Here is a 22,489-nt window from a genome sequence, read left to right on the forward strand (position 1 = left end):
TGAGATATAAACTAAATATTTTCAATATAGTTTAACGTATGCCATAATCATAAATGGGTTAGAGAAGGAAACAATCGTAATCATATATTACATAGGTTAGGTGTGGTGGTTTATGTTCAAATTGAAATCTTATTTAAGGCCATATTTAAAAGAGAGTATATTAGGGCCCTTTTTTAAGTTATTGGAGGCAATCTTAGAGCTATTGTTGCCTACAATCGTTGCGCTTATTATCAATCATGGAATTGGTGAGAAGGATACCGATTATGTACTAAAAATGGGTAGCTTAATGTTAATTATGACAGTATTGGGCTTTGGCTGTGCCATGATTTGTCAATATTATGCAGCACGTGCTTCCCAAGGCTTTGGTACTTCCTTAAGGGATACATTATTCAAACATATTTTTACGTTTTCACATAAGGAAATGGATCGCTTTGGGACTTCATCGTTAGTAAATAGAATTACAAATGATGTAAACCAATTGCAGGTTGCTGTTGCGATGCTGATTCGCTTAGTTATTAGAGCGCCGTTTATTTGTATCGGGGCCATCATTATGTCAATGATTTTAGATTTTAGACTTGCTTTAATTGTGTTAGCTTCAACGCCGATCTTTGCCATAGTGTTGTATTTGGTTATTACCAAATCTTCGCCTTTATATCGTAGTTATCAAAAAAAATTAGACCAAGTTGCTTTAGTTCTAAGCGAAAACTTGAGTGGCGTTCGAGTTATCCGTGCTTTTGCTAAACGACGTGCAGAACGTCAACGTTTCCATGCTTCGTCAGATGATGTTACGCAAACTGCGCTTAGAGTAGGTAAAATTGCTTCTTTGCTAAGTCCTGCAACAAGCTTTGTGGTGAATGGGACGATTATTATCATTTTATGGGTGAGTGGATTCCATATTGAGTCAGGAAGCTTATCCCAAGGTGAAGTGATTGCATTTATTAACTATGTTACACAAATTTTGTTAGCACTTATTGTAGTGTCTAATCTCGTCATTTTGTTTACAAAGGCATCCTCGTCTGCTGCCAGAATTAATGAGGTGCTTGCTGTTCAGGGTACAATTGCAGATGGTGAGAGCTACACTAAAAGTAAGGAACAAGATGCTACACCAGCAATGACACCAAAGATTGAATTCAAACAGGTTTCCTTTGGCTATAACTCAACAGGGGATCTTGCTCTGCAAGATGTGTCTGTTGCAATATATTCAGGTCAAACGGTGGGTATAATTGGGGGAACTGGAATGGGGAAATCCACCTTCGTGAATTTAATCCCTCGTTTTTATGACGTGAGTCAAGGCGAAGTGCTTGTAGATGGGGTAAATGTTAAGGATTATCCACTTATAGAGCTACGTAATAAGATGGGCATTGTGCCGCAAAAGGCTTTGCTATTTTATGGGACAATTGCAGAAAATATTAGATGGGGAAAAGATACAGCAACGGATGAGCAAATCAAGCTTGCGGCGCAAATCGCTCAAGCAGATGAATTTATTAGTAAGTTGCCTGATGGGTATGAAACGATGATTGAAAGAGGCGGTAAAAACTTGTCTGGTGGTCAAAAGCAACGTCTTACGATTGCTCGAGCAGTTGTAGCTAATCCTGAAATACTAATTCTTGATGATTCAGCAAGTGCACTTGATTTTGCAACCGATGCGGCATTACGCCAAGCCATATCTAAATATAGTGCACAATCAACCGTTTTGCTAGTGTCTCAACGAGTGAGTACAGTGCAACATGCAGATCAAATTATTGTTTTTGATGAAGGACGTATCGTTGGCATAGGCCGTCACGAGGAGTTAGTTGATACTTGTGAAGTATATAGAGAGGTTTATGTTACACAGCAAGCCAGTCAGGGGGTTACAGGATGAGTACAAAAGAGACCTGGGCACGCGTTTTGCAATATACAAAAAAATATAAGATGTCTGTAATATGGGCAATAATTAGTGCGATTGTGAGTGTCGTTGCAAGTTTAATTGGACCATATTTAATTGGACGTGCGATTGACCAAATGGTAGGTCCAAATGAAGTTTATTTTGGGGTAATCAGCTCGATCCTGATTAGCTTAGCTTTTATTTATACCATTGGAAGTGTTTTTACTTGGATTTTAACCTATTTAAGTAATCAAATTGCTTATTGTACGATTAATGATATGCGTGCTGATTTGTTTGATCATATTGATGAATTGCCACTTAAATTCCATGATCGTCATCCACATGGTGATGCCATTAGCCGCTTTGTTAATGATATGGACGCCATTTCAGACGGGTTACTACAGGGAATTTCCACTTTACTAACTGGAATTGTTACAATCGTTGGTGCGGTGGGCTTTATGCTTTATGTTAATCCTCTTATGACGGTGGTTGTCGTGTTATCTGCACCCGTTACTTTTTTTGTAGCTCGCTACATTACTAGACGTTCCCAACGTTTATTTAAGGAGCAAGCAAAAATTTTAGGGCAGCTAAATGGGTATATCGAGGAAATGATTGGTGGAGCAAAGGTGGTTAAGGCGTTCCATTATGAACAACGTGCTGAACAAGATTTTAAAACACTGAATCAAACCTTATACGATACTGGGGTGAAATCGCAATTTGCTAGTTCCTTATCCAACCCTACAACACGTTTAGTCAATAATATTACATTTTCTGCGATTGCGATTATTGGGAGTATTGCGGTAATTATGGCACGTATTTCAGTGGGGGATTTATCAAGCTTTCTAATTTATGCCAACTTATTTGCAAAGCCATTTAATGAAATTACAGGTGTACTAACACAGCTTCAGTCTGCGACTGCTTCTGCTGAACGTATTTTTGCAATAATGGACCTAGAGGTGGAAGAAACTGACTCGCCACGACAATATCAAGTCGGTCAAAACAAAGGTGTCATTGAATTTAATCATGTTAAATTTGCTTATGTTCCTGAGCGTCCGCTCATTACGGATTTTAGTTTAACTGTACAGCCAGGAACTCGAATTGCCATTGTTGGGCAGACTGGAGCTGGGAAAACGACATTGGTTAACTTATTAATGCGTTTTTATGATGTGGATGCAGGGACAATTACGATTGATGGTGTGAACATTAAGGATATTAATCGGGATAGCTTGCGTCGTAATTTCGGGATGGTTCTACAGGAAACATGGCTGTTTGATGGTACGATTCGGGATAATATTGCCTACGGAAAATCAGATGCAAGTGATGAAGAAGTCATTGCAGCAGCTAAGGCGGCTAATGCACATAGCTTTATTAAGCGATTGCCAGAAGGCTACAATACACGTATTAGTGGAACGGGAGATAGCTTGTCACAAGGTCAAAAGCAATTGTTAACGATTGCGCGTGTCATGCTTGTGGACCCACCGATGTTAATTTTAGATGAGGCCACAAGTAGTATTGATACATTAACAGAAGTTCGGATTCAGAAGGCCTTTCTGAAAATGATTGAAGGACGTACTAGCTTTGTTATTGCCCACCGTTTATCAACAATTCGTGAAGCTGACTTAATTTTATTTATGAAAAATGGAGATGTAGTGGAGAGCGGTAGTCATGATGAATTGCTTCAACGTGGGGGATATTATGCTTCACTTTATAACAGCCAATTTGCTGCTGTTTAATCAATCTACACTTTGTACAAGTTATGATACAATAATTCACAATAAGTGTGCGCTTGATTTAAGTGACCATAAGAGCTAGTGAGAGTAGAGGTGTAGCTATTCATGAATCATAAAATCCTAAACATTAGACAAGTAAAATTAGGTGAAGGACCAGCAAAGGTTTGTGTACCTATGGTAGGGACAACATCTGCACAACTAGAGGAAGAAGCAAAGTATTTAACAACGCTGAACTTGGATCTTGTAGAATGGCGTGTAGATTGCTTTGAACGAGTGGAGCATATAGCTGAAGTGAAGCAGAATCTGGTACTGATTCGCTCCATATTAGGAGAAATCCCATTAATTTTTACATTCCGTAGTTTACAAGAGGGAGGGCAAAGGGCCATCACGCCTGCTTCCTATTTGCAATTAAATCAAGAAATTGTGGCTACAGGGTTGGTAGATATTATAGATGTGGAGCTACACAATAGTGAACAGACTATTACCTCGTTAATTGAGCTTGCGCATAAGCATGGTGTATATGTCATTGCTTCTAAGCACGATTTTGTCAAAACACCTTCAAAGGCTGAGATCATTGCGGTACTTCAACATGCCCAGCGCTTAGGTGCTGACTTGCCTAAATACGCGGTGATGCCTTTAAATCCACAGGATGTGATTACATTGCTCGATGCGACATATACGATGTATAGCCAATATGCAACCACACCGATTATTACGATGTCCATGGCAGGTCAAGGTGTCATTACACGCTTAGCAGGGGAAGTGTTTGGCTCCGCATTGACCTTTGGTATTGGGAAACAGGCATCTGCACCTGGACAAGTTGATGTCAATTCACTTCGATCGATATTAGACTTATTGCATAGTAATCTGAGTCAGACAACACATTAATATTTTTATAATAATACTGTGGTATTGTGTTTTAATACAAGCATTTTGAGTTGAAAGGAGCTTTTAATATGCCAGATTTGTTTACGCCTTATAAGCTAAAAGGGCTAGAGCTTAAAAACCGTATTGTCATGCCACCAATGTGTCAATATTCAGTTGAAAAAAAGGATGGGATCGCAACGGATTGGCACTATATTCATTATGTTAGCCGTGCTATTGGTGGGACTGGATTAATTATTATTGAGATGACGGATGTAGAGCCAGATGGTCGTATTTCTGATTATGATTTAGGTTTATGGAACGATGAGCAAATGCCCGCGTTAAAAAGAATTGTAGATGCTTGTCATTCCTATGGAGCTAAGGTTGGTATTCAAATTGGACATGCAGGACGTAAGGCAGAGCATGCTGCTGTTCCTGTAGCTCCATCTGCAATTGCTTACAATGAAAACTATAAGCAACCTCGTGCACTTACGACAGAGGAAGTCACTGAAATGGTACAGAAATTCCGCCAAGCTGTGGCGCGTGCTGTTAAAATCGGAGTAGATACGATTGAAATCCATGGTGCACATGGTTATTTAATTCACCAATTTCACTCTCCATTAACTAATCAAAGAGAAGATGAGTATGGTAAAGACTTAACGAAATTTGGGCGAGAAGTGATCCAAGCAGCGAAACAAGAAATGCCACAGGATATGCCGTTAATTTTAAGAATTTCTGCACAGGAGTATGTGGAGGATGGCTATGGAATTGAGGAAAGCATAGAGATGTCTAAACGATACCAAGAGGCGGGTGTAGATCTTTTCCATATCTCGGCTGGGGGTGAAGGAGCGATCTCACCTTTAAGAAAGCCAGGAAATCACGCTGGCTATCAGTTGCCGCTTGCTGAGGCAATTAAAAAAGCATTAGATGTCCCTGTGATCGCGGTTGGGAAGCTTGATGACCCTATTTTGGCAAATGCTGTTATCGGAAATGAAACGGTGGAGCTTGTTGCTGTAGGTAGAGGAATGTTGAGAAATGCATATTGGGCATTAGAAGCTGCACAACAGTTAAATAAAACGATAGATATTCCGAAGCAATATGAGCGAGGGTTTTAAAGAAGAAACAACAAATGAGTGCAGCAGGTAATAGAATTAACTGTAAAATAAAATACACCCCGCTAGAACAGAGTTAAGTAAACATCTGGTTTTTGTGGGGTGTATTTATACTATTAATAGGGTAGTGACTTCAGAAATCCTTTTTATATTGAAGTAACAATTATTTTTTCATACTTACTCCAGCCATCCTTGATGCCCTTATATTCATAACCTGATTTTAGATAAAACTGATTTAAATGCTCATTATGCGCTACACAGTCAAGACGAATACGGTCTTTATTAGCAAAGCTTATCCCCCGCTCAGACCAGCCTAAAATTAGCCCGCCTAATCCTTTGCCACCATAGGAACGACTTACAGCTAATCGATGAAGATAAATCGCAGAATCGTGAAATTGATCCCCTTCACCCCACAAATTAAAATCCCAAGCACTTGGATTCAACTGTAAAATAACAGTACCAATAAGTTCATTTAATTGACGAGATTTAAATGCAAATACTTCTCCGCGTAAAATTGCACCTGCTATATTGTGACTGTCTTTACCTTCAAGTAAAGCATCCCATTGAGATAGCCCTTTGCTATGTAGCCAAGCCGCTGTATCCAATATCAGACTTTTAATTTGAGTTTCATCCTCTGCAGTAGCTTGGTAAGCAAATACATCCTCGTTTAGGTCTGGATTCAACTTTGTTATGTTGTTCATAGGCACCTCAATATGTTTATAAATTTAGAGAAGAAATAATTTGTTTGGCCGCTTCCTCAAAGCCAATCTCATCCATCTCAATACAGAGATGATGGTCCTGATATAAGCTTCGACGAGTATTGAATAATTGTTCAACCTCTTCTAACGATTTTTGCTGTAAAATGGGTCTACTATCCTGAATGTAAGGTAAACGGATTTTCCATGATTCCCAGCTAATATCAAGATAAATAACAAGACCATGTGCAAGACATGCCTGTCTAATTTCCTCCTGTAAAAAGGCACCACCACCTAATGAGATGACTTGGTGGGTTGACTCCTTACATAATGTAGTAATAAACTGCTTTTCCATTTCACGGAAGGCAGGCTCTCCAAGCTCTTTAAAAATTTGCGTAACCGCTTTGCCATGCTGTAATTCAATTTCATGATCAACATCAACAAATGGCCAATTCAGTTGATTCGCAAGCAGTTTTCCAACTGTTGTTTTGCCTACGCCCATAAAGCCGGTCATAATTAAATTTGTATAGGTTTCGGGCATGGTGTGAATAGTCATATATCATTCTCCTAGTCAGTAGCGGTTACACCTTTTAAATCGTTATGATCTCTTAATAAAAATTGATAGTTAGTCTGAATGAAATCAAGCACCTTGTTACATATAATTTGATGGCCTGCTTCATTTGGGTGAATGCCATCTACACAAATAAACTTTGTATAATCAGGATGCTCTAAAAAGGCACCACGAATATCAATAATTTTAGTTTTAGTCAGCTCAGATACTTTTAAAATGGTAGAGTTATATCGTTCCTGCCACCAATAAATTTTAGTTACACTCCCCAACCACTGCATAATGTTATGTTCAGCAATTGGATTGTTACGGCTAACCCATTTAAAATACTTATCGGCATTGAGTGGAGGAAGACTCATCAATACTGGAATAATATTTTGTTTTCGTAAATATTCGACCGTTTCAATCAGCATTTTTTCAAACACATTAAAATCAGTTTTGGGATTATGCTCGGCATGTGGATTATCAGCAATCTCGTTCCAATTAAAATCACAATCGTTACCGCCATACTCAATTAAGACGATGTTTGGCTTTTCCTTAAGGATATCTCTCTTCAGATTGGTAATCCCTTTGACTAATGTATTTCCAAAGCGTGCTGTATTGCGAACAGCGCCTTTTAATTTAGATTGTAGCAATGACACGTAATTATTTTCTAGCACTACGTATTTTTTTCGTTGCTCATCATAAATAACGCCCTTGGAAATGGAATCCCCACTAATAATATATTTTGCTTCCTGAAACCAATTGTGTTTCTCCTGATTTTCCATGTAACCACCTCGCTTCTCCTTGTTAATACCTACCTATAAATATTGTAAATCAGTTCATACATCGAGGCAAGGTAATGCAGAATGAATAACTATAGTAGAAGAGTGGACAAAGCATACTAAGGATGAGAAAATAGACATACTATTTTATACAAAAGGGGATAGAGAAACTGTGATACGATATGGTGTTATTGGAACTAACTGGATAACAGAGCGCTTTATTGCTGCGGCTATGGAGACAGACCATCTTGTTTTGACTGCGGTATATTCCCGTTCGGAAGAAAAGGCAAAAGAATTTGCTGGGAAATATAATGATGACATTGAAATATTTACGGATTTGAAAGCGATGGCACAAAGTGATTTATTAGATGCTGTTTATATTGCGAGTCCTAACTCTCTTCATGCTGAGCAATCGATTTTATGTCTTGAGCATGGAAAACATGTGTTGTGTGAAAAGCCAATGGCTTCCAATACTAAGGAATTAACCGCGATGGTTGAAGTGGCAAAGAAAAATGGCGTTGTGCTTATGGAAGCGCTAAAATCAACGCTTATGCCTAACTTTAGAGTGATCCGCGACAATCTATATAAGCTTGGTGAAGTTCGCCGTTTTTTTGCTAGCTATTGTCAATACTCTTCTCGTTATGATGCCTTTAAACAAGGAAAAGTGTTAAATGCATTTAATCCGGAATTTTCTAATGGTGCATTGATGGATATTGGCGTGTATTGCATTTATCCATTAGTTACGTTGTTTGGCAAGCCAGATGAAATAAAAGCTTCAGGGATGTTGTTATCGTCGGGTGTAGACGGTGAAGGTAGCTTATTATTGAAATATAAGGAGATGGATGCTGTTATCATGTATTCAAAAATTACAGACTCCTATCTACCTGCTGAAATCCAAGGTGAAAATGGTACGATGGTCATTGACAAAATTAATGGACCATATCAAGTGAAAATTTACTATCGTGATGGAACGATTGAGGATTTAACTCAATCACAGACACAGGAATCTATGTATTATGAGGCAGTCGAATTTGCGGATTTAATTATGAGTGGCAGAGCGGAAAGTGATATTAATTCTCTTAGTAACTCATTAACTGTCGCTGAAATTATGGAAGAGACTCGAAAGCAAATTGGATTAGTATTTCCAGCGGATCATAAATAATGAGTATAAGTAAGTTATATGTGCGGGGGATTCGGTTGGAGCTGGCTGACGTTGACCTACATTCATATCCTTATCATTTGCCCTTCATTCAAGCATTAAAAACGTTAAATTTTAATAATGCAGTAAGCTTTATTGTTGGGGAAAATGGAAGTGGAAAATCTACTTTGTTAGAGGCGATTGCAGTCAATTACGGATTTAACCCTGAGGGTGGCTCTAAAAATTTTAATTTTTCTACAAATAATACACATGCTCTTTTAGATCAACAAATTACGTTAATTAAAGGGGTTAAACGCCCTAAAGATGGCTATTTTTTAAGAGCAGAAAGCTTCTATAATGTAGCTTCAGAAATTGAAAAGTTAGATCAGGAAACACCTGGATTGTACATGAGCTATGGTGGGAAATCACTTCATCATCAATCTCATGGTGAAAGCTTTATGTCACTAATTATGCACAGGTTTCGTGGATCTGGTCTATATATTCTAGATGAGCCAGAAGCCGCATTATCACCTGCAAGGCAGTTTGCATTAATATCAAGAATGCATGATTTGGTTCAGCAGGGCAGTCAATTTATAATTGCAACCCATTCACCAATTTTAATGGCATTTCCAAATGCAGATGTTTTTGTAATTCGTGATGAGGTTATTGAGCAAACAACCTATGATCAGACAGATCATTATATATTAACAAAATCATTTCTAAATCATCCTGAACGTATTTTAAAGGAACTTATGGATTGATCAATTATATAATGACGAAGGAATAAGGACGAAGCAATAAGGCTAGCTACACAAACCATTTACAAAATGATTTGTGTAGCTAGCCTTGATTGATGTGTTTGATTGGATAGACACTAGAGTTAGTCTTCAACCTTTATCCAACTTTGTGACCATGTTTGAAGTGACTTTAGTACTTCCTCAAAAGCTTTCCCCTTTTCAGTTAGCACATATTCAATTCGTACAGGTGTCTCGTCATAGACGTTACGTTGAATAATCCCTTCTTGCTCCAGTTCCTTTAGTCGCTCAGATAGCAATCTACCGCTAATACGTAATGATGTTTCAATTGCACAAAATCGTTTAGGACCTTCAAGTAATTGATGAATAATGAGACAAGCCCATCGTTTAGTGGCAAGTTGAATACCTTTTTCAAATTTCGGACATAACTTGGTTTCATTAGTTTGTGCCATATTATCACCTCGAATACAACTTTAGTATAACATTCAAAGTAAAAAATGTAATTAAATCATTAATTTATATTAAGTTACGGGATGCCATTATTTTCATTTATTAAATTTACTATACAAATGTTATTAAGTGAATAAAATAATGGTGTGATTATAAATATAATACTAAAACTAATGGTTAAGCTAACTAATAATTGAGTCTTATTAACCATGTAAATTAAATAAGAAATAATGTATCCTAGCTTAGACATAAATTGTTCATATTTATATTAAGGTAGGAGGGAATGTAATGAACGAACAAAAAAATTATGTTATTCCATTAGTAGGGGCATTCCTTGGTATTTTGCTTAGTGGCGCTATTTGGGGAGGTATCGCCATTGCAACGGAATATGAGGTTGGTTATGTAGCATTAGCTACCGGGGCTTTAACTGGATATTTAGTTGCTATTTTTGCTAAAAAGAATGTTAACTTTGTACATCAACTATATGCAGTTGTTGGCAGTATACTAGGTATTTTATTTGGTAAGTATGTTGTAATTAGTTATTCCTATAATCAAATCAATGATATTGGTTATTTTGATGATGTAATTTGGGCTGTTTATAAAGAATTAATCATAGGTTCATTAAAACCGATGGACTATCTTTTCTTTGTATTGGCGATTGTAACGGCTTGGCAATTCACGAAATCAACAGCAAAAAAAGCAAAAAAAGCAGATAATTCAGCTTCTGAACCTTCTGTTCCTCAATAAACATAGTAACCTATAAAAGGTGGGCGCGATAAAGCGCCTGCTTTTTTTTGACCCTTAAACCCTTTAGCTAAAATAAATAAATGTATATTAATTTGTATTCTGGATTGTGATAAACCGTTGAGCATGTCACCGTGGAGTTTGGATTGTGACCTGCTTCTATGGTATAACATGATTAGTGTAACAATTCGAAGAAGTGGTGAGAACACATGAGAAAACAGAGAAAGCATAAAAAGAAAACTTATCGAATGGCAAATATATCACTAGGTGTAATGGGCGCAGGTTTTGTTGCGACGCTTCCTTTTTCAGGTACCGGTATGGCCTTGCTGCAAGGTGGTTTTGAGGCAGGATTAGTGGGGGGCTTGGCAGACTGGTTTGCGGTTACTGCTTTATTCCGTCATCCACTTGGCATTAAAATTCCCCATACTGCATTGCTTCCTAAAAACAGGGAGAAAATGGTGAATGCCATCAAAACGATGGTAGAAACAGAGCTTTTAAATCGGGAAAGTGTAACAAATAAAATAAAAAGTGTGAATATTTCCGGGATCGTTCTTAGTAAGCTTAAATCCTCGGTTTCTGATGTTACTGTACAGGATAGCATTATACGGACATTACAGATCGGATTGGATCAGCTTTCCCCAGAAGCAATAACGAAGTATGCTGGAAATTGGCTTGATAAAATAGCGAGCAATATTCGTGAAGAGGATGTATTAGAGTCTTTATTTAAAAGACTTATCCGCGAGCAGGCGGATGAGCAAACGCTAAATTATGTATTAGAACGTGCTGAGCAATGGGTGTCTCAAGACGAAGCTAAAGAATTAATGGGACGTTTAGCAATGCAACGTGTTAATTCTATTCAGCTTAATGGACTCATGAAATTTGCGCTTGGTGCATTTACAAGTTATTTAGATGAAGATAAATTAGGTAGCATGCTACAAACATTTCTGTTGGACAAAATACGGGAATGGAAAATATCTGATCATCAAGAGCGTTACAAAATGCTCTATTTTATTCAAAATGAGCTTTTAAATATATCTAAATCAACTAAGCTTATGAATCAACTCAGAGAATTAAAAGTAAATGTAATTGAGAATTGGAAAGAAAGTGGAAAGCTTCAAAAATGGATTGAACAAAGCCTACAACAGCTTTCTATTTATATTCAAACAGAGGAATTTCGCGCTGAAATATTAGTGCCTATGTTACGAAAAATTGTGGATAAATTAGATAGTAATCCATTGCTTTTGGAGCAAATGGAGCAATGGGTGCAGGAGCAAGCAGCCGCATTATTCGATAAGCATCACTCTAAAATTGGAGATCTAGTTGAAGAAAATTTGAACAAGCTGGATAACGATGCTCTAATTGAACTAATTGAGGATAAGGTCGGACATGACTTGCAGTGGATTCGTCTAAACGGGGCTGTATGTGGTTTTATAGTTGGGATTATCTTAACCACTTTGAAGTTAATATTAGTTTGAAATTTTTGGATCTCAAAAATTAGTGGTTGCCAATATTGGAGATGGAGGGCTACAGGACAGAGAGTTCTTACGATCATTGTTAAAACCAGATTCCTTATTATTTATAGACAACTTGATGGTTGAAATCTGATTTTAAGAGATGAACGTTCCACTTCTCCAGAATCTCTCTGCTCCTTTCGCTAGCTTGGGATGTTGTCAACCACTAATTAATATGAACCACAAATTTTAAGATATAAGTGAGTATTCTGACAGCCTAGTCGCTGGAGGTATACTCACTTTATTTACTTTATGTGCGACTACTTAGAGCCGTTATATAATTTGTCATAATACTCGAGGATCATTCTAGGCATTGCAAAGGCGGCATAGGTTGTTTCAATGCTCTTATGCATCATTTCCTTCCAGCGAGGGTGATTATCATAATAAGTAGGATACACTTTGTTTAATAACACATCATACAAAGCATTACTATCATGTTCATCCAAATAATCAAAGTCTGTCGTTTCAAGCCCATCACCAATCGCCCATCCATTTTCACCATCTAGGCACGCCTCAGGCCACCAACCATCTAAAATAGAGCAGTTTAGTACACCATTCATCGCAGCCTTCATGCCAGACGTCCCACTAGCCTCTAATGGTCTTCTTGGATTGTTCAGCCAAATGTCAGCACCACGCGTTAGCTTTGCCCCAATTTCCATATCGTAATTTTCAAGGAATACTACACTTTTTGGATATCGATTCATCATATCAACAAGGTTACCTACAATTTTTTTACCTACATCATCTAGTGGGTGTGCTTTACCCGAAAAGACAATTTGAATTTTACCAGATTGCAAATAAGGTTCAATTTTTTCGGGTTTGGAGAAAATCAGATCACTTCGCTTATAAGGTGCCGCACGTCTTGAGAAGCCAATTAATAAATTGTTTTGCTCTAAATGTATGCCCGTACGTTCAGCGATAAATTGGATAAGCTCAGATTTCAACTGTTGATGAACGACCCATAAGTCTCCATTTTGCTCAAAGGCTGATAGAATACGGGGGTCCACCCATGTTGGAGTATGGATTGCATTAGTAATCCCGATAATTTCAGATCTACCTTGTACATGTTCCCACATTTTATTGGCGGTTACTGCATGTAGTTGAGCAACTGCATTAGATTTACGGGATAACCTTAAGCCTGCAACGGTCATATTAAAGGGGTCATTGCCAATTAAAATCATTTGTTGGCGTGTTAGTCCGTTAAATGCACCCATATACTCTAAACGATCAAGTGGATGGGTTTCATTTCCTTCAACGATAGGGGTATGTGTGGTGAACACCACCTCTTGACGCGTCTTCTCCCATGCCTCTTGGAATGGTAATCCATTGTGTTGTTTCTCTTTTATTAGTTCAACCGCAGCTAAAATGGCGTGACCTTCGTTAAAATGATACACGTCAATTGGAATATTTAGTGCTCGTAATGCACGAATACCACCGATACCTAAAACGATTTCTTGCGCCACTCTTTCCTCGCCAAACCAGCCATACAATTGACCGGTAATCCACGTATCGCCATTTTCAGGAATATCCGTATCAAGCAGATATAACGGGTTATTGCCAAAATGCTCTGTTTTCCACACTTTGCAATGGATAGGGATATTTCTAATTTCAACAGTCACCTTAACACCCGTATCTTCAAGAAAATCATAGGTGTAATTATGATAAGAATCATAAGGCTGTCCTTGATCATTTATGAATTGATCAGTGTAACCTTGCTTCCATTTTAGGCCTATACCTACAATAGGCACATCAATATCTCTGGCGCCCTTAATGTAATCACCAGCTAAAATGCCTAATCCGCCAGCATACATTTTAAAATCAGAATGAAGTCCAAACTCCATACTGAAATAAGCGACTGAAGGCAACCTTTTTTCATTCATAAGTAAAATTCCCCCCATATGACCTTACGTTAATTAATGCAGTATATTAGGCTAGGCGCGAAGTTGATACAACTTACGCATGTTGCTACTTGACGATAAACAACTAATCAATAGTATGCACACAACTATAAAAATGATGTCTACCTGTTTTGATTTATGAATAATGGTTTAAATATTAAAGAAGTAATTTTTAAGAAAAAATCTAATTTAAGGTTTATCATTTAGAATAAGTAGTTGACAAACATCTCACATTAGCAAAGGAACAGAGGTATTCTGAAAAAGTGAAATGTTCGTATTTAAAAACAGATTTCAACCCTAAATGCATCTTCATTTTGGCAACTACGTATCTAAAGAATGATCCTAAATTAAAGGGGGACAACATTTTTTGAGGAAATGGTTAGGCATGCTAATATTAGTTATGTTAATAATTAGTATTACAGCATGCGGCACAAAGGAAAAAACAGCACAAGAGGGAGCTTCAACGAACAAAAGTGGCACAGCATTGACAGGGGGCACAAAAAATGAACAAGATTCCCCTGCAATGAACTTCAATGAGCTTATTGAAAAGGTAAAGTCATCGTCTTACACACTTAATAGCTACACTGCTGTACGCAGCTATGAGCAAAATTTTGTAATGGAACAGGGTTCGGATCGCCAAGAAGATTATATGAAAATGAAATCGGCAGGGGATTATATTGTTAAGCCAGAACAATCACATATAGTGACAGAATTAGAAGTATCAGGGGAGAAGACTACGACTGAGGATTATTATAAGTCGGGTATAGGAAGCTATACTCTTTTTGAAGGAGAGTGGAGTTTCAATCCACCTGATAAAAACTATGAAATGTTCTCAGATGAAAATGCAAAAGTTCTGCTTATGTTGGAGCAATTGGCTTCTTCTGTTGGGGATGAGGTGAAAATTTTAGCAAATGCCGATCAATATGTCCTTACTGCCGACTTAAAAGGGGAGAAGGTACTAGGTTTAGCTAGATATTTAATGATGATGGATGCAACTGGGACGCCATCGGAAGAAGACAAAGCTCAATTAGAGAGTATGTTTAACCTTGTAAATGATATTGAATTGAAGTTAGAAATGATCATGGATAAGCAACATTTATATTTAATTTCATCAACCTCGAACCTGATCTTGCACATGGCAGCAGGTGAGCAAAAGATGGTTTCACGCTTTGATACATACCTTACTTTATCAAAGCATAATGAAATAAAGGAGATTTTAGTACCTGAAGAAGCAGTGAAAAGTGTGAACTAATTTACTAAAATACAACCACCTTAAAATTGTATTAAATGTAAAAAAGTCATATTTTTATTATAGAAATAGACGAAAGTACTAGTTTTAAAACATTTATAATTGCTTTTTTAGTTCTAAATTCACCTTTATTTTCATCACTATATTTGTTTAAATAAATTGGATTATATAAATTAATTAGGGGGATTTTTACATTGAAGAAATGGGCAGGATTATTACTTACATTAGTGTTAGCGGTTAGTATTACGGCATGTGGCTCAAAAGCAAAAGAAGGAGACACAACGTCAGCAAACGGAGCTAAAACAGAAAATACAAGCAAAACTGAAAGCAATGCAGCTGCACCAACCTTAGATGAGTTAATTAAACAAGCTAAGGAAGCGAAAGAACTAAAAAGCTATGCGATGGAAATCTCTTCAAAACAAAATATGAAGATGGAGCAAGGCGAGCAAAAGCAAGAGCAAAACATGAACCTTACAATGAAAGCAGAATATGTTGGTGATCCTGTTCAAATGCATATCGTCACAAACATGGATTCAGGTGAGCAAAAACAAGATATCGAGCAATATGTAACTAAAGATGGAATGTATATGCTTGTTAGCGGTCAATGGATGCACACTAAAGACGCTTCTATTGATGAAGTGCTTAAATCTACTGAAGGTAACGCAGATGTATCTCAGCAATTAGAGCAATTTAGATCTCTTGGAGATCAAGCTAAAATTACGGCTGAAGGCGATAACTATGTTATTAATGCTGATGTAAGTGGCGATAAAATCAAAGAACTAGCAAAAGAAGTATTGAGTAAAAATGCAGGTGCAGGTGCTAACGGTGCACAAGTATCCCAAATGCTAGATATGATGAACATTACTGAAATGAAAATGACTACGAAAATTCAAAAAGATACGTTGTATCCAGTTTCCTCTAAAGTTAAACTTGTTATGGACATGGAACAAGAAGGACAAAAGATGGCAATGGATATGGACATGGACATTAGCTTCTCCAAGCACAACGAAATTACAGAAATCAAAGTTCCTCAAGAAGCATTAGATAGCGCTAAGAAGTAATTGATGTAGTAAGCTCATTAAAATAGTCACACAATTGAAGCGTTACACCTGTTGTATGGTGTGTAGCGCTTCTTTCGTTTTTATTAAATGTTATAATGGGTAAGATTACTTAACTACATTTATTTTTTAGGAGGTATTCATATGAATTCTGCAATAAAGAAAAAGGTTAACTGGGGCATCATGGGAACTGGCTGGATCGCGGATCGTTTTGCAAGTGATTTACAATACGTTACAAATGGTGAAGCTGTTGCTGTTGGCTCTCGTACAATCGAAAGTGCTTCTAGATTTGCAGAAAATATGAATATTTCTAAAGCATATGGAAGTTATGAGGAGCTCGTTGCTGATCCCAATGTTGATGTTATTTATATTGGAACCCCCCATCCTTTTCATTTTGAGCATGTGACGTTAGCGTTACAGGCAGGGAAGGCTGTATTGTGTGAAAAACCATTTACTGTAAATGAAAGTGAATTAGAAAAATTAATTGCACTTGCCAGACAAAAAAATGTGTTTATGATGGAAGCGATGTGGACACGTTTTTTACCTGCGATCGTAAAGGTGAGAGAGTGGATTCAGCAGGGCCAGATTGGTGAGGTTAAGCAGGTTCGGGCTGAATTTGGCTTTCATAGTGAATGGAATCCACAAGGGAGACTATTAAACCCAGAGCTTGGTGGAGGGGCTTTGTTAGATGCTGGGATTTATCCCGTATCGTTTGCGACGATGATTTTTGGTGCTAATCCAATCCATATTTCAAGTAGTGCTGAGATTGGGCAAACAGGGGTAGATGAGCATTTTTCTGCACTATTAGATTATGGTGCTGGGAAAGCTGCCTTAGTAAGTGGTGCTGTGCGATTGGCGCTAAATAACGATGCTTATATTTATGGTACAAAAGGCCATATTCACATTCCTACCTTTTTATATGCAAATGAAGCGACATTACAGGTAAATGATGCGGAGGCTGAAACATTTTCAGCGCCACGCGCGTCTCATGGTTATGCTTATGAAGCAGAAGAGGTAGGACGTTTAATATTAGCAGGAGAAAAAGAAAGTCCAATTATTTCCTTAAATGAGTCTTTGAATATTATTAGAATTTTAGACAAGATGCGTGGGCAATGGGGACTAAAGTATCCCTTTGAATAAGAGATTCATGTATAATGAATAGATAGGTCTTTAAAAGTAGAATCTAGATGTGTGACAGATCGTGATTATTTGGAAGAGGTGTGCCTTTTTTGGAGAATTTGAAGTTAATGCTTGAAGAACAAAATATTCAACATGCCATTATTGGTGATGTGACAACAAGCTTGTCAGAAACATTATTAGGAATGTCAAAGTCTAAATTGTCGGCGCTAGCAACAGCGAACAAAATAGCCGGTCGTTCTAAATTGAAAAAGGAGGAGTTAGCTCTTGCCCTGCAGCAATGGTTAACGGAACCTGCTAATTTAGAAAGTATTTTATTAGAGGCTGCATTTGATGAATGGGATTTATTTAAATCATTAGTTCAGAATTCCATTCAGCAGGACAACTACATTCCATATGGACAATACGTTTATTTGCTTGAGCGTGGTGTAGTTTATACTTATTTTAATGATAAGAAGCTATATCTCGTGATGCCAGATGAGATTGTACAAGCTTTCCATAAGATGAATACCGCCGCATTTAATGAGGCTTACGAAAAGCGGATGTATATTTTCCAATATGTACTTGCTTTGAACAATCTATATGGTATTTTCACTACGGAAATGTTGCATGAAATCTACAATGATCAACATGAGGAAAAGCTAAGCTTAGAAGAAATAACAAGCTACATGGATGAATTTTTAAAGCGTGAGCAATATTTTGTTGCTCATGATGGATATATTGTGAATCAGGCTTTACTCGTATCTGAGGATGAAAAGGAATATAAGGAATTAGTTCAAAAAATACAAAACAAACCTCATTATGTTCCTGATCAAGCTACATTACTGCAATATGCAGATGATATGTACTTTGAGATGACACCTCAGCTAAAAGCGTTAGATAAGTATTTATCTGTGGAGTTGTGTACTGATTCGGAAATGCGTGAATATTTAATTGATGATATTCAGCTTGCATGCTCGAATGAATCTACACTACAGGAAATCGTATATGAGTTTGAACGTCGCGATATTCAGTTCCATAATAAAGATCAAGCGGAGCAAATTATTGCGTTGATTGCAGATGTATATAACCATACTAGATTTTGGTCTAATTGCGGATATACTCCAATTGAAATGAGCAAAATCCCTGGAAACTTCCGTACAGGTGCAACGCCATTTGCAATACCTAACAAAAAACCTATAACGGTAGAGAAAATTGGTCGCAATGATCCTTGTCCTTGTGGCAGTGGGAAAAAATATAAGAAATGCTGCGGTAAAAATTAATTGCGGTGTGGATAATTAATTGTGAAAGGAGGATAAAATCATGGGTTTATTAGATAGATTAAAGAGAAAAACTAACCCAGTTCCAACTAAACCTGCACCTCCAGTAGCTGAGCCAGAGCAGGGCCCTATTCTTGGATTTATTTTACTTGATGAATGTCAATATGATTTTGATGTGTTTGTTGCTGCGATGCAGGAGGATTGGAATCTTTCAGTTGATGTACAAACCGAAGAAGAAACGTTGATTTTTGAAGTGGATGGAATGAAGGTAGTGTGCGGATATATCCCAGCTCCAATTCCTAACCAAGAGGTAGAGGAAAATGCAGGTCGCAACTTCTTATGGCCAGAAGCAGAGCAAGTTACTTCTACCCATAAGGCACAAATTATTGTATCTGTGATGGATCACAACGATGTCACTGAAGCCTACACTTTGTTTACAAAGGTTGCGAGCTCTTTATTACGTATGCCTCATGCAATTGCCTTATATATGCATCCAATGGTTCATGAAGCAGGATATTATATTGAAGCAGCAAAAGCGTTAAAAGAGAATATTTTGCCAATCCCTTTATGGATATTTATTGGTTTATATCGTGGTGAGAATGGGCGTAACATGTACACTTCAGGGCTAAAAGTGTTTGGAAAAGATGAGATCGAAGTGATTGATTCACAACAGGACGTCGCCAAATTATATGAGGTACTATTTTTGATTGTTACTCATGTCATTGAAAACAATGTAATTTTAAGACATGGAGAAACGATTGGCTTCTCTGAAGATCATAAGTTAGCGATTGAGCGCACCCCAGGTGTGGCGGTCGAGGGTTATAGCTTAAAGATTGATATTTAAGAGCCTAATGTATATACAATTAAGCTTATTTCCTTACTTTTCTTAAAAGAAAAGGGCGTTTAGCAGTCAATCAAGACTGTTAGACGCCCTTTCTTCATTCTCTAAACCTATTTAATGAAGGCTCAATCTTAAAATTGGTACTTGACAATAAGCTAATGAAGCGAAGAAGCGAGAGATGGTGGAGAAGCGAATGCGTGACAATCTTTCTGCAAGAAAGATACTTCGAGAGCATAAACACTTTAAGGTCATATTTTTCACCCATTCAATACATGTTATAAAGAAATTTACTTTATAGATTGTCAAGAACCGTTTTCTGTGTTGAGTCTTAATTAATACAACACATTAACTAACTTATCTAATAAAATAGCAGATTCCTGCCTAGACATATATTTCTGCGATTGGTAGTTGATGCTCCCATCTAGATCAATCGTTACCTCTGGACCATATAAGCGAAGCAACACAACAAACGATACGCCTTCCACGGCCCAATTACTTTGCTTTCCTGCTAGCTTGACGGTCATAGATGGAATGTTTTTTTGACTTTGTACGATACGCCATAATACAGTTGCCGCTTGCTCTCTAGTAATGGGCTGATCCATTCTAAAGGACCGTAGGTCCGTATTGGAGATAATACCTAACCTATTTGCAGTTTGCATTAACGTCGTATTAATAGAAGTATTTTTAGTATAGGTTTGATTAGCTGATACATTAGTTGTTACTGTATATAGCCCTGTTACGGTCATCGCTTGCTGGAGAAACTCACTGCCTGTAATCGGAGCTTCTGGAACAAATCGACCACTACCCTGAGGTAATACACCTAACTGTTTAAGACGATAGATGGAAGGGGCATAAGGATTGTCCCGAGATACATCACTGTATAACTCTGGTTCAGGTAGCTTAATCGACCAACTGTCTGATTTATTGTAATAGAAATAAGTGATGTCTCCTTGAGCATCGATTTTAAATGCGGCTTGTCGACCTTTATCATCCATAAATAATAAGTCTTGCACTCTTTTTAGCTTATGGATACCATAGTTATCCTTTACGATTAATTGATCTTCTGTCGCAGTAATATAATAGGTCCATGAAGCTTGTCTTAAATCACGATAATACCCTGTAAAGTCTCGTAAGCCTCGATTGGAGGTAGACCCCGAACCCCCCTTGTCTGACTTAGTTGAAGAGGGATAGTAATGCTGCATAAAAGCTTCAAGCAATCTCCCTCTAAGGTCAAGCCTGTCACTATTGTATACAATAAATAAACCTACTCCTTCTTCAGGAAGCAACCAGAAATCGGAATGAAAGCCAGGTAGATCACCTGCTTTGCTAATAATATAGCGACCATTGTTATATTCATTATAGGTAGATTCAAAACCATAACCTACGCCAGGGACATCGGGATGAATAGAGTAGTCTAGCTTTTGCATGGTCGCAACAGAGGATGGAGATAATATAGATGTGTTTTTAAATTCTCCTTTATTTAACATCGCGATCATAAAGTTGCTCATGTCCTTCCCCGTCGTAATCATCCCACTGTCAGGAGAAATGTTCGAGGACACAATATATTGTGGCATAGGCTCATTTTTTTTGTTATACGGCGTAGCTAAATCTCCTAGCTTATTAGGTGTTAAATTAAAGTAGCTGTTATACATTTCCAATGGATCAAAAATGTGACGTTGTATATAATTTTCATAAGGCATGCCAGAAATTTTTTGTACTATATAGCCTTGTAAAGCATAACTGTAATTATCATAACGATAAGCCTTACCTGGATCGGTTGTAACCGTTGGCATATTTTTATAAATAAAATTTTCTAGCGAAAAGTTCGTATTATAGCTTCTGACAGTGACTCCGCTGTCTGTGTAATTAAACCCGCTGGTGTGTGTTAGCAGGTGTTTAAGCGTTAATGCTTTGTCAGTGAGGTTAGGAACTATTAAATTTCCAGTGTACTGATTTACATCCTTATCAAGTGAAAGCTTGCCCTGATCCTGTAATTGCATAATCGCAGTTGCTGTAAATGTCTTAGAAATAGAAGCCACGCGAAATTGTGTTTTATTGGCATCAACAAGGATTCGTTTCTCTAAATTACTATAGCCATACCCTTTATTTAATAGGATGCTTTTATCTCTGACAACACTAACTACAGCACCAGCCAAATAAGGCTTAATACTGCTAGAGTTAATAAAGCTATCTATAAAGGCTTCAACTTCCTGGGAACTGGAAGGGCCAACAATCAGCATGTTATCGTTTCCACTATTACCTTTACTAGTTTCTGCATTATTGTCTACATTATTATGTGCACTAACAGTCTCGTGCATAATGAAGCTAAGGCATAATAATACAGAGATGATGATCAAGCTAGTTTTATATAATAACGGAAATAAATCAGACTGATTCTGTGAGGATGAGCGCATAGCCGACTCCTTATTAATAGTCATAAGTTATTACTATCTAATGTAACATATTCCAGCTACGTACACTAATTTTCTAGTTTAATCTTATAGAAGAATAATGAATAATAAATATATTCTATGAATTAAAGGGAAAAATTGGTTAGTTACACTATAAATCTATGTATATTATAATAAATTTAAGCATAGCCTACACTGCGATAAAAGCCCTAAACTTAAGATAAGTAATACAGGCTCAATCTTAAAATTGGTGCTTGACTGCTAACCAAACTAGCGAAGAGACAGAGCGATTCTGAAGATTGTCTCTTAAATCAGATTTCATCCATAAATATACTTCAATAATAGGAATATGATTTTAACAACAATCATAAGAACACTCTGGAGCGTAGCTACCAGACTGCTATCGTTGTCAAGCACTAATTTTTAAATAGGGCCGTAATA

At 37.3% G+C, this 22,489-nt stretch carries 19 protein-coding genes; 13 read left to right on the forward strand and 6 right to left on the reverse strand.

The window, feature by feature from the left end:
* Positions 1-112: 112 nt before the first annotated feature.
* The 4 genes from ABE099_RS18905 to ABE099_RS18920 all read left to right on the forward strand — a co-directional run bounded on the left by ABE099_RS18905 (position 113) and on the right by ABE099_RS18920 (position 5,573).
* Positions 113-1,861, forward strand: coding sequence for an ABC transporter ATP-binding protein (locus ABE099_RS18905; RefSeq protein WP_430032867.1), 1,749 nt, complete (start codon positions 113-115; stop codon positions 1,859-1,861).
* The gene (locus ABE099_RS18910; protein WP_430032869.1) at positions 1,858-3,597 is read left to right on the forward strand and encodes an ABC transporter ATP-binding protein; all 1,740 of its coding nucleotides are present in this window, start codon (positions 1,858-1,860) and stop codon (positions 3,595-3,597) included. Before ABE099_RS18905 ends, ABE099_RS18910 begins: the two co-directional genes overlap by 4 nt.
* Before the next feature lie 102 nt (positions 3,598-3,699).
* Entirely contained in the window at positions 3,700-4,482 is a 783-nt protein-coding gene (gene aroD / locus ABE099_RS18915; protein ID WP_430032872.1) for a type I 3-dehydroquinate dehydratase, read from the forward strand.
* Positions 4,483-4,550: 68 nt separating this feature from the next.
* A complete protein-coding gene (locus tag ABE099_RS18920) occupies positions 4,551-5,573 on the forward strand; it encodes an NADH:flavin oxidoreductase/NADH oxidase (RefSeq protein ID WP_430032874.1) in 1,023 nt (340 codons plus the stop codon).
* 143 nt (positions 5,574-5,716) lie between these two features.
* Here the strand turns inward: ABE099_RS18920 and ABE099_RS18925 are convergent, their stop codons facing one another.
* Genes ABE099_RS18925 through ABE099_RS18935 form a run of 3 tightly spaced genes read right to left on the reverse strand, consistent with a single transcriptional unit; the run spans position 5,717 to position 7,600 of the window.
* Complete coding sequence (locus ABE099_RS18925) at positions 5,717-6,271, reverse strand: GNAT family N-acetyltransferase (RefSeq protein ID WP_430032875.1); 555 nt, start codon at positions 6,269-6,271, stop codon at positions 5,717-5,719.
* 16 nt (positions 6,272-6,287) lie between these two features.
* Positions 6,288-6,821, reverse strand: coding sequence for a shikimate kinase (locus tag ABE099_RS18930; RefSeq protein WP_430032877.1), 534 nt, complete (start codon positions 6,819-6,821; stop codon positions 6,288-6,290).
* 11 nt (positions 6,822-6,832) lie between these two features.
* Positions 6,833-7,600 (reverse strand): SGNH/GDSL hydrolase family protein, encoded by a 768-nt coding sequence (locus tag ABE099_RS18935; RefSeq protein ID WP_430032879.1) that lies wholly within the window; start codon positions 7,598-7,600, stop codon positions 6,833-6,835.
* A 172-nt stretch (positions 7,601-7,772) separates the two neighbouring features.
* Here ABE099_RS18935 and ABE099_RS18940 point away from each other — a divergent pair, with 172 nt between their 5' ends.
* Both ABE099_RS18940 and ABE099_RS18945 read left to right on the forward strand, forming a co-directional pair.
* Complete coding sequence (locus ABE099_RS18940; RefSeq protein ID WP_430032925.1) at positions 7,773-8,759, forward strand: Gfo/Idh/MocA family protein; 987 nt, start codon at positions 7,773-7,775, stop codon at positions 8,757-8,759.
* On the forward strand, positions 8,759-9,496 hold the full coding sequence (locus ABE099_RS18945) for an AAA family ATPase (RefSeq protein WP_430032880.1): 738 nt from the start codon (positions 8,759-8,761) through the stop codon (positions 9,494-9,496). Before ABE099_RS18940 ends, ABE099_RS18945 begins: the two co-directional genes overlap by 1 nt.
* A 119-nt stretch (positions 9,497-9,615) precedes the next feature.
* Here ABE099_RS18945 and ABE099_RS18950 read toward each other — a convergent pair whose 3' ends face one another.
* Positions 9,616-9,942: a winged helix-turn-helix transcriptional regulator gene (locus ABE099_RS18950; RefSeq protein ID WP_430032882.1), complete on the reverse strand. Its 327-nt coding sequence runs from the start codon at positions 9,940-9,942 to the stop codon at positions 9,616-9,618.
* Between the two features lie 286 nt (positions 9,943-10,228).
* Here ABE099_RS18950 and ABE099_RS18955 point away from each other — a divergent pair, with 286 nt between their 5' ends.
* Together ABE099_RS18955 and ABE099_RS18960 are read left to right on the forward strand one after the other, a co-directional pair.
* A complete protein-coding gene (locus ABE099_RS18955; protein WP_430032884.1) occupies positions 10,229-10,687 on the forward strand; it encodes a hypothetical protein in 459 nt (152 codons plus the stop codon).
* Positions 10,688-10,893: 206 nt separating this feature from the next.
* Positions 10,894-12,159: a DUF445 domain-containing protein gene (locus ABE099_RS18960; protein ID WP_430032886.1), complete on the forward strand. Its 1,266-nt coding sequence runs from the start codon at positions 10,894-10,896 to the stop codon at positions 12,157-12,159.
* A gap of 296 nt (positions 12,160-12,455) precedes the next feature.
* Here ABE099_RS18960 and glgP read toward each other — a convergent pair whose 3' ends face one another.
* Positions 12,456-14,075 carry an alpha-glucan family phosphorylase gene (gene glgP / locus ABE099_RS18965; protein WP_430032888.1) on the reverse strand — a complete coding sequence of 540 codons (1,620 nt, stop codon included), beginning with the start codon at positions 14,073-14,075 and terminating at the stop codon, positions 12,456-12,458.
* Positions 14,076-14,460: 385 nt separating this feature from the next.
* Between glgP and ABE099_RS18970 the strand changes: the two genes are divergently transcribed.
* From ABE099_RS18970 to ABE099_RS18990, 5 genes are all read left to right on the forward strand, one after another.
* Positions 14,461-15,345: a DUF6612 family protein gene (locus ABE099_RS18970; RefSeq protein WP_430032890.1), complete on the forward strand. Its 885-nt coding sequence runs from the start codon at positions 14,461-14,463 to the stop codon at positions 15,343-15,345.
* 191 nt (positions 15,346-15,536) lie between these two features.
* Entirely contained in the window at positions 15,537-16,403 is an 867-nt protein-coding gene (locus tag ABE099_RS18975; protein WP_430032892.1) for a DUF6612 family protein, read from the forward strand.
* Positions 16,404-16,556: 153 nt separating this feature from the next.
* Positions 16,557-17,540: a Gfo/Idh/MocA family protein gene (locus ABE099_RS18980; protein WP_430032928.1), complete on the forward strand. Its 984-nt coding sequence runs from the start codon at positions 16,557-16,559 to the stop codon at positions 17,538-17,540.
* 89 nt (positions 17,541-17,629) lie between these two features.
* A complete protein-coding gene (locus ABE099_RS18985; RefSeq protein WP_430032894.1) occupies positions 17,630-18,799 on the forward strand; it encodes a YecA family protein in 1,170 nt (389 codons plus the stop codon).
* Between the two features lie 40 nt (positions 18,800-18,839).
* Complete coding sequence (locus tag ABE099_RS18990; RefSeq protein ID WP_430032895.1) at positions 18,840-19,640, forward strand: DUF4261 domain-containing protein; 801 nt, start codon at positions 18,840-18,842, stop codon at positions 19,638-19,640.
* A 329-nt stretch (positions 19,641-19,969) separates the two neighbouring features.
* Here the strand turns inward: ABE099_RS18990 and ABE099_RS18995 are convergent, their stop codons facing one another.
* The gene (locus ABE099_RS18995; protein ID WP_430032897.1) at positions 19,970-22,075 is read right to left on the reverse strand and encodes a serine hydrolase; all 2,106 of its coding nucleotides are present in this window, start codon (positions 22,073-22,075) and stop codon (positions 19,970-19,972) included.
* Positions 22,076-22,489: the final 414 nt, after the last annotated feature.

This window comes from Paenibacillus turicensis (genome assembly GCF_050461185.1).
GTDB lineage: Bacteria > Bacillota > Bacilli > Paenibacillales > Paenibacillaceae > Fontibacillus > Fontibacillus turicensis_A.